At 33.8% G+C, this 6,382-nt stretch carries 11 protein-coding genes; 7 read left to right on the forward strand and 4 right to left on the reverse strand.

Going from position 1 to position 6,382, the window contains the following annotated elements; all coding sequences use genetic code 11:
* A partial coding sequence (locus IMO47_RS19505) for a hypothetical protein (protein WP_206760246.1) occupies nucleotides 1–223 on the reverse strand: 223 nt, incomplete at its 3' end.
* A gap of 176 nt (nucleotides 224–399) precedes the next feature.
* On the opposite strand from IMO47_RS19505, the gene repM reads away from it, so the two are divergent.
* The 5 genes from repM to IMO47_RS19460 all read left to right on the forward strand — a co-directional run bounded on the left by repM (nucleotide 400) and on the right by IMO47_RS19460 (nucleotide 3,601).
* A complete protein-coding gene (gene repM / locus IMO47_RS19440; RefSeq protein WP_087514419.1) occupies nucleotides 400–1,287 on the forward strand; it encodes a replication initiation protein RepM in 888 nt (295 codons plus the stop codon).
* 76 nt (nucleotides 1,288–1,363) lie between these two features.
* Entirely contained in the window at nucleotides 1,364–1,921 is a 558-nt protein-coding gene (locus IMO47_RS19445) for a plasmid replication DNA-binding protein (RefSeq protein ID WP_196074351.1), read from the forward strand.
* Nucleotides 1,922–2,134: 213 nt separating this feature from the next.
* Nucleotides 2,135–2,968, forward strand: coding sequence for a serine protease (locus IMO47_RS19450; protein ID WP_114900854.1), 834 nt, complete (start codon nucleotides 2,135–2,137; stop codon nucleotides 2,966–2,968).
* A gap of 48 nt (nucleotides 2,969–3,016) precedes the next feature.
* A complete protein-coding gene (locus tag IMO47_RS19455) occupies nucleotides 3,017–3,319 on the forward strand; it encodes a type II toxin-antitoxin system RelE/ParE family toxin (protein ID WP_017397196.1) in 303 nt (100 codons plus the stop codon).
* The gene (locus IMO47_RS19460; RefSeq protein WP_000985611.1) at nucleotides 3,320–3,601 is read left to right on the forward strand and encodes an addiction module antidote protein; all 282 of its coding nucleotides are present in this window, start codon (nucleotides 3,320–3,322) and stop codon (nucleotides 3,599–3,601) included. It begins immediately after the preceding gene.
* A gap of 26 nt (nucleotides 3,602–3,627) precedes the next feature.
* Here the strand turns inward: IMO47_RS19460 and IMO47_RS19465 are convergent, their stop codons facing one another.
* On the reverse strand, nucleotides 3,628–3,960 hold the full coding sequence (locus tag IMO47_RS19465; protein WP_114900853.1) for a hypothetical protein: 333 nt from the start codon (nucleotides 3,958–3,960) through the stop codon (nucleotides 3,628–3,630).
* A gap of 89 nt (nucleotides 3,961–4,049) precedes the next feature.
* On the opposite strand from IMO47_RS19465, the gene IMO47_RS19470 reads away from it, so the two are divergent.
* Nucleotides 4,050–4,595 (forward strand): hypothetical protein, encoded by a 546-nt coding sequence (locus tag IMO47_RS19470; protein WP_242052705.1) that lies wholly within the window; start codon nucleotides 4,050–4,052, stop codon nucleotides 4,593–4,595.
* Between the two features lie 23 nt (nucleotides 4,596–4,618).
* Entirely contained in the window at nucleotides 4,619–5,284 is a 666-nt protein-coding gene (locus IMO47_RS19475) for a hypothetical protein (protein ID WP_196074352.1), read from the forward strand.
* A 27-nt stretch (nucleotides 5,285–5,311) separates the two neighbouring features.
* Here IMO47_RS19475 and IMO47_RS19480 read toward each other — a convergent pair whose 3' ends face one another.
* Nucleotides 5,312–5,482 (reverse strand): hypothetical protein, encoded by a 171-nt coding sequence (locus IMO47_RS19480; RefSeq protein WP_005804935.1) that lies wholly within the window; start codon nucleotides 5,480–5,482, stop codon nucleotides 5,312–5,314.
* The gene (locus IMO47_RS19485) at nucleotides 5,475–5,864 is read right to left on the reverse strand and encodes a hypothetical protein (protein WP_087514418.1); all 390 of its coding nucleotides are present in this window, start codon (nucleotides 5,862–5,864) and stop codon (nucleotides 5,475–5,477) included. Before IMO47_RS19485 ends, IMO47_RS19480 begins: the two co-directional genes overlap by 8 nt.
* Between the last annotated feature and the right edge of the window lie 518 nt (nucleotides 5,865–6,382).

Genomic DNA, 6,382 nt, shown 5'->3' on the forward strand with positions numbered 1-6,382 from the left:
CTAGATTGAGCGTAGCGAGTAAAAAAGCTTTATGAGCGAAGCGAATTCCGAGTTGCTTTTGCTCTTGCCTTTGCTTTTTCTCAAAGTCACAACAGAATGATCTAAAAAATTGCCCCACGAATCGAGCGAAAGCGAGATTCAATAGAGTTTGAGCGTAGCGAAAACCAAGGGCAATTTTTTCAAACGTATTTTTAATTATTTTATATCTTTTAAATCTTTTCATTGAGCTGTATCCCTTATGGAGCAAGCCTTTCAACGTTTAACTATGACGGATTGACTACTAACTATGACGGATTGACTACTAACTATGACGGATTGACTACTTAACTATGACGGATTGACTACCAAATATGACAAGTATATAGTTGTCATATATAAAAGAAAATTAATGGTTTTATTTTGGATAAGAATCAAATTGTTAAATCAAATCAAGTTATAGAAGCTTCCTATCAATTAAGTGCTGTAGAACAGCGTATCGTCTTGGCAGCTATTTCACGTATTCCGAAGAGCCAGCCTATTACTGATGATGAGTTATACCCTGTAAGCGTTAGTGAACTACAGCTATTAGGAGTACATGAAAAAACCGCATACAGAGACTTAAAAGAAGGTATTAATAGACTTTATGAAAGATCTATTAATCTTAGTATTGATGATAAATCTATAAAAATGAGGTGGGTACAAGAGATCCAGTTTTTGGATAGTCAAAGTATCATTGGTATTCGTTTTTCAAAACCTATCTTGCCCTTCATATCTAATTTAAGTAGAGAATTTACTAAGTATGCTCTATCAGATATTGCTGGGATCAATAGTGGATATGGTATTCGTATTTATGAATTATTGGTGCAATACAGACAAATAGGTAAGCGTGAAATCTCTGTTGAGAGCTTACGAAGCATGTTGGAGCTTGGCAAAAAATACCCACTATTTGCAGATTTCAAAAAACGGGTAATTGATACTGCTGTAGACCAAATAAATGAATGCAGCCCATTAAGCGTTTCCTATGAGCAGAAAAAAACTGGTCGTAAAGTCACCCATATTCTTTTTTCATTTAAAGAAAAATCAAAAAGCATTAATCAAAATAACGAACAAGATAAGGTTTATAAACTAACAGACGCTCAAATCAATATGTTTGGCAATCAGCTTTCTCGCTTACATGAGCTATCGCATTTAGCAGCTCAAGGAGAAAGCTATGATGTACTGGCATCAAGAATAAAAGAAATGCTTAGAGATCCAATACAACAAAAGCAATTTATTCCTCATCTTAGGAATTTAGGTTTTAAAGGGTGAGGTTTGATTGTGTATGTAGCGGTTGACTGTTTCTTAATGTATCTTAGTTCACATAATAGACAACCTAAATTACAACATGAAATCACTATCTGTTATCGAACTTTCAAACCTCTATGGAATGACTCGTCAAGCCGTTTATAAACAAATAAATAAAGGTAATTTAAGTAAGAATAGCGATGGTAAAATTGATCTTTCTGAAGCTATTCGAGTCTTTGGTGAACCATCTAAACATGTGAACAGTTCACAGACAACCGAAACACGAAAGTTGTCAGAAGTTCACCTGCTTGAACAACAGGTTCACATTCTTCAAAAACAGCTAGAACAGGCTCATGACCGTGAGAAATTTCAACGAGATGAATTAAAAGCTAAGAATGATCAGTTACATGTTAAGGACGAACAAATTGAGGCAATGCAACGTCTATTAGAAGCCCCAAAAACCAATATGACTACGTTTACCGATCAGAAACCTAGCCAGAATATAGCAACGGATCCTCGGCCAGAACCTGAGCTGAAACATGACGGATTGACTACTCTGGAGCAGACTGAAAATAAGCGGATTCCAGTGCCGGAGCAAGTTGAGCAGGAACCGGAGAAAAGGGGCTTTTGGAGCCGTTTTTTTAGACCCTATGATTAACCACGATTGTTTAACTAATATGAACAAAGTCGTGAAACATTGATTAAATAATAGGCGTGGAACGTGAAAAATCATAAAAAAAGCCCACCAGAGGGTATGTGGGCTAAAATCATGTAACTACAGCATTGATTTCTAAAGATAATTATAACGCATTTCGTATAAGGTGTATTATGTTAATTTTAGATAAACTAAAAATTAAAGAGCAGATTAAGCATGTTTAACCCATTAAGTTTATCTTCCTTCAAAATTGAGCTACTTCGTAATACAGATATACTCAGTACAGCAACAGCATGCTTATATAGTTATGACCAAAAGGTTTACTTAATCACAAACCGTCATAATGTCACAGGGAAAGATCCTAATGATAAATGCATTAGTCCAACTGGCGCACTACCTGATCGAATCAAACTCTTTTTTCATAAGAAAATATTTAACGAACATGGCCATTACATTATTGAATGGATTGAAAATTATTTAGATTTATATAGTTTTGAAAATGAACAATATATTCCAAATTGGTATGAACATCCTATTCATGGTAAAGCTGTTGATATTGTAGCAATTCCTTTAGAAGGAGATATTTCCTCTATTCGAAAGCAAGGTATATCAAATGAAATTATTAATTCAATAAACTCCCCTATGATTGTTGATTTCCATATTCTTGCAGGAATGGATGCTTTCATTTTAGGGTATCCACTGAAATTAACAGGTGGTGGAAACTTTCCAATCTGGAAAAGAGGAACTATTGCTACTGAATACATAGTCAATTTAGACTATTTACCTAAATATTATATAGATACAGCTACAACAAAATCAGGAATGTCTGGTTCTCCTGTGTTTATTCAGTCAACAGGTATTACTTATCCTAAGGGAAAAGAAGAAATAGGAAATGGACTACTCGGCAACTGTTATAAGTTCGGTGGTATATATTCTGGTCGTTATAAAGTAAAAGAGGAAATGGCTGATCTAGCAATTATATGGAAACCTGAAGCTATTGATGAAATTCTAGCGACTCAACAAATTTCTTCTTATAAATATTATGGGTGAGCAAGTTAAATAATTGCACAAATGTATCCCATGGGATACAATAATTTTATGTACTCAATATACACCACCGAAGTCTTTGATGATTGGTTTGACAAACTTAAAGACCAACAGGCAAAAAGACGCATACAAGTTCGTATCGATCGGGTTGAAGATGGCAATTTTGGAGATACTGAGCCTGTTGGCGAAGGTGTTTCTGAACTACGTTTTTTCTTCGGTCCTGGTTATAGAGTTTATTATTGCCAACAAGGACAAAGAGTTATCATTTTATTAGCAGGCGGTGATAAAACCACCCAAAGTAAAGATATAAAACTCGCCTTGAAGCTAGCAAAAGACCTAGAGGAGGAACTATAAATGGCTATTAAACTTCGTAAGTGGGATAGTGCAGAGCACCTCAAAACAGAAGAGGATATGCAAGCTTACTTACAAGCATGTATTGATGAATCCAACGGTGATGCAGCCTTTATCGCTAAAGCACTAGGAAACATTGCTAAAGCTAAAGGTATGACTCAATTATCAAAAGAAACTGGCTTAGGAAGAGAAAGTCTTTACAAAGCTCTATCTGGGGATGTTAATCCTAGTTTTGACACTGTTATAAAAGTTGTTAAAGCCCTTAATTTACGCTTAGCTATTTGAAAAACAGGGAGAATATCTCCCTATTTTTATCGCTTTGGTCTTGTGAATAGTACAAATAATCCAAGTATTACATCTACTAATGCCCAGAAAATTATCACCATCCCTAAGCCTAATGTAGAACCTAATGTAGCTCCTGCTTGTTCATATTCATTTTGGCTAGAAGCAATAATTTCTGAAGCACTTCCACAAGATTTAAATGTCATAACTAGCATAAAAAGGTTAAAAAGAATAAAGAGCCATTTAAAAATCTTACCAAAGAAACCTCTTTTAGGTTTCATTAATCTAGCCCCACAAGATGGACAATCTAAGGCTTTATCACTAACAGAATGGTTGCATTCTGGACAATTTATTAAAGGCATACACTATTCCCTAAAGCAAAAAAATTGCTTTTAATTAAGTCATTGTTTTATAAGATTCTAACTTAAAATTAATTTTAGAGTATCTTTTTATGAAATACCTTCTGATCCCGACATTATTATTAACTACATCATCATTTACTTTTGCAAATAAAGAAGAAGCCATAAAAAATATTATGATTTATGATGATTTTACTACATGGATAGACAGTGGTGAGGCACTATTTGACTGGGAAAAGATAGTAAAAAGTTCTCCTAAAAAAGCAGTGACAACAAATAAAATTAAAAATGATTTTGCTGGGAATGAGGTGGCGGCAAATAGAGACTATGCGAATCAATGGGTACGCCTAAAAGGCACAGTTAAAAACGTAAAATTAGATAGTAATGGAAAAATGTATGCCGATTTAACAGAAAACTATGTAAATTATAAGGCTTATATTTCCGACTCTGAATTTGCGGCAAGCCTTAAACCCAACCAAAAAGTAGATATGTATTGTTTTAATACAACAGCCAATTCAGCAACTCAATGTATTAATTATCCAAGTTCAATTTGGGCAAAAGCATCAGAAGTTAATTTAGCAGAGATAAGAACAAATAAAGGCATGTCTTCATTTTCATCAATACTGTCTATCCGTTAGGTTTTTTAAGCCATCTAACGGCTATGAACTTATATGGTATTGGTAATACTCAAACGACCGGTATCTATTTCACATGTCCCGCAAGAAAAGATTGGAAAGATCTGTGTCTCAAAGAAATAAAAAAACGATTTAAAAATTTTGAAGTTACTAAGTCTATTAGTAACGAATATATTGAAATTAATGACGTAATTTTAAGTACCCAATCAATTTTAGATCCATACCCTCATCAAAGTATCTTAGAAGAAGCAGGCTCCACAAAAACTATAATTATAACTAATAAGAAAAAATTGGTTGAAAGTGAATGGTGGAATCAATGTCATCTACAGAATGTAGTAGATCTTTATTTAGATATGCTTAGAACACCACACTATTGTGGTGGAATTAGTCATGTATTAGGTGTGTATAGAGAAAATATATTGAAAGATAATGATTTGTTTCAAGAACTTATTACTAGCTTAACAAAAAATGGATCTATTATTGATAGAGCAAGATTTGGCTATATTTTTGATAAAGTTCTACTTCTAAAAACACCAGAAATAAAAGAATGGAAAGAGGAACAGCAAGGTAAAAGAGGGAGTTCAAGAAAGTTATTTTCAAATTTTGAATTTGACTCTACTTTCGATGAAGAATGGAATTTATCTATCAACCATCCAACAATCAAAAATTTAGTATTAAATACTACTACTTAACATAAAATCTCTTATACGCAGCCCAAGTTAATCTTGGGCTTTTTGTTCGATCTGATCATTGGCCTCAAACATGCCAGGATTGGTAATCCTAATGTTTTCCTGACAATTTCCGCAAAGCATCAGCCCTGCAAAAAGCTGTACGTTTTCCCTTGAATCACAGAAAGCACATGGTTTAGAAAGTTGAATAATATTACTCATGATTTTTTCCTTTCAGATAGCTAGCCTTGGCATGACTTCTTCCTTTAGCCTGCATTCCTCGAATCTCATATTTCTCTGTTTGTAGCTTCATAAGAATGCCTATTTGAAACATGTATATTTCCCCTAAATCTCCTAATAAATTTTCATTCAAAGAATTAGCTTGAGTAAATTGATCCAATGATCGATTAATATCTTTTTCAAAATCATTCACCAGTGTTTCAATCCGACTGACTTGTCGCTCAATGCTGGCCATCTGTAAATTATTGGTCAGAAGATCCCGCAGATAAGTCCCTAATTTATCGCCCTTCAACTGAGCCAAACGCTCATATTCTTGTGCAACCTGATTGTCTAATCTGACGGCAACGGTTCGAGTACTGTTCATGAAAAACTCCTATCATTTGTTTTCAATCTAAGCATCTAATTTCTAAAAAGTAACTATCAAATATAAGTAAACACTGTATTAAGTTTTAATGATTACAGGTTAAATATCTAATATAAAAAGAGAAATTCATATAAAAGCGTAAACAAAGCTGATTACAGGCTATCCTATTGTTTTGTAAGTAAATATTGCACTTTATCTGCAACAAAAAGTGTTTACAGCTAAACCTATGAAAAATAATAAAAATCATGATAAAAGCGTAAACGCTTTCCAGACATATAAAAAACCGCTGTATCCCTTATATTATAAGGCTTTGGGGCCTTTATCTTTAGATGCGTGGTGTGTGAACCAAAAATTGCCGGTATGTACCGGCTCCCAATCCATTTAATTGACTTAATTGACAGTAAAGATAGTGCTTGGCCAAAAGATATCCTGACTATTGTGTTTCTAAGAGAAAAATCTATAAGCGCAAACTCTAGCCTACAGATCAAAAATAAAACCCAAGTTAAAACGCTCTTACA

The organism is Acinetobacter sp. Res13-Abat-PEC15-P4-01, assembly GCF_015676285.1.
Lineage (GTDB): Bacteria > Pseudomonadota > Gammaproteobacteria > Pseudomonadales > Moraxellaceae > Acinetobacter > Acinetobacter nematophilus.